The following is a 2,033-nucleotide window of genomic DNA, read 5'->3' on the forward strand; positions in this document are numbered from 1 at the left end:
CGCCCATGCCGGAGAGGACGACGGCCCGGGTCCGGGCCGTCGTCCTCTCCGGCATGGGCGGCGTCGGCAAGACCGCCCTCGCGGTGCACGTGGCGCACCGGGTGCGCGAGGCGTTCCCCGACGGCGCCCTCTACGCCGACCTGCGCGGCTACTGCACCGGCGGGGCGCGCACGGCCCACGAACTGCTCGCCCGGTTCCTGTCCGACCTGGGCGTCCACCAGGACGCCCTGCCCGAGGACACCGACGACCGCGCCCTCCTCTTCCGGTCGGCGCTCGCCGAGCGCCGCGTGCTCCTGGTCCTCGACAACGCCCGCAACGCCGCCCACGTCGCGCCCCTGCTGCCGGCCGGCGGACCCAGCGCCGCCCTGATCACCAGCCGTCAGCTGCTCGCCGACCTGCCGGCCTCCGCCAAGGTCCCGCTGTCCCCGCTGCCGGAGCACGACCAGCGCGCGCTGCTCGCCAAGCTCGCCGGCGCCGAGCGGGTACGGAGCGAGCCCGAGGCGCTGGCCGACATCATGGCCGCCTGCGGGGGCCTGCCGCTCGCCCTGCACATCGTCGGCGGCCGGCTGGCCTCCCGGCCCTCCTGGCCCCTCGCGCTCCTGGCGAAACGACTCACGCCCCATCAGGGCCGGCTCGACACCCTCGCGATGGGGGACTTCGACGTCCGGCGCACCTTCGCCATGAGCTACGTGGCCATGCGGGACAGCGACCAGCCCCTGGAGCGGGAGGCCGCGCGGGCCTTCAGGCTCCTGGGGCGGGTGTGGTCCGCCCACCCGGTCACCCCGCAGTCCGCCGCGGCGCTCCTCGACGTCACGGAGGCGCGGGCCGCCGCCGTCCTCGACGTCCTCGCCGACGCCCACCTCGTCCTCAACCCGGAGCCCGACCGGTACCAACTGCACGACCTGCTCGGCGAGTACGCGGCGCAGCGGGACGAGGGGGACACCGAGACGGAGCGCACCACGGCCCTCGTCCGGCTGCTCTCCTGGTACGCCGCGGCCCTCGCGGCCGCGACACGGGCGGCCACCCGGGAGACGCAGTCCCCGCCGCCGCTCGGCGGGGAGGCCGTGCGGAACCTGTCGCTGCCCGAGTTCGCGGACGACGACGAGGCGATCCGGTGGACCGAGAAGGAGCTGCCGGCCGTCCGGGACGCCCTCACCCGCGCCGGGGAGCTCGGCCGCTCCGACCTCGCCTGGCGGCTCGCCGTCGGGCTCTTCGGCCACGCGAGCACGCACTGGTGGACGGGGGAGTGGGACGCCTGCCTGGAGCAGGCCATGGACATCGCCCGCAGGCACGACGACCGGCTCGGGCAGGCCTGGCTGCACCGGCGCACGGCCGTCGCCCACGGCATGGCCTTCCGGAACGAGGCCTGCCTCGAGCACCTCCGGATCGCCCTGGACCTCTTCACCGAGCGCGCGGACCTCGCGGCCCAGGCGTCGATCCTCGGCAACATGTCGGCGGTGTACCTGCAGATCGGGGACCCCGGGCAGGCGCTCGTCCACGCCGAGCGCTCCCGCGACCTCTACCGCGCGATCCGGAACGCCCGCGGCGAGGCGCTCCTCCTCAGCCGCATCGCGGACGTCCACAAGATGCGCGGCGAACCGGACCGGGCGGCCGCGGACTACCGCCAGGTCATCGACCTGGTCAGGGGGACCGGCCACGGGGTGTTCCTCGCCACCGCCCTCACCAACTACGGCGACGTGCTGCGCCTCCTCGGGGACCGCGACGCGGCGTTCGAGGTCCTGGCGGAGGCGCTCGCCATCCGGCTCCGGATGAACGACCAGGGCGGCACGGCCGACTGCCTCGTCTTCACGGCCCGGGCCCACCACCACTTCGGGGAGTGGGCCGCGGCCCGCGCGACCTGGGAGTCCTGCCTGGAGCTCGCCCGTCGGCACAACCTGGCCAAGCGGATCGACGAGTGCCTGGAGGGCCTGAAGGCCCTGGCGTCCCTCACCCCGGCGTCCTCCATCCCGGCGTCCCCCACTCCGGCGTCCCCCACCTCGGCGGACACCCCTTAGGCCGTGTCCTATGTGGTG

1 protein-coding gene is annotated in these 2,033 nt (G+C 75.5%); it reads left to right on the plus strand.

All coding sequences use genetic code 11. From position 1 onward, the window contains the following. On the plus strand, positions 1-2,015 hold a 2,015-nt coding region (locus CCN56_RS37685; RefSeq protein ID WP_107484292.1), incomplete at its 5' end, for a tetratricopeptide repeat protein. Between the last annotated feature and the right edge of the window lie 18 nt (positions 2,016-2,033).

It is taken from the genome of Streptomyces sp. NRRL B-24572 (assembly GCF_002156145.1).
GTDB lineage: Bacteria > Actinomycetota > Actinomycetes > Streptomycetales > Streptomycetaceae > Streptomyces > Streptomyces vietnamensis.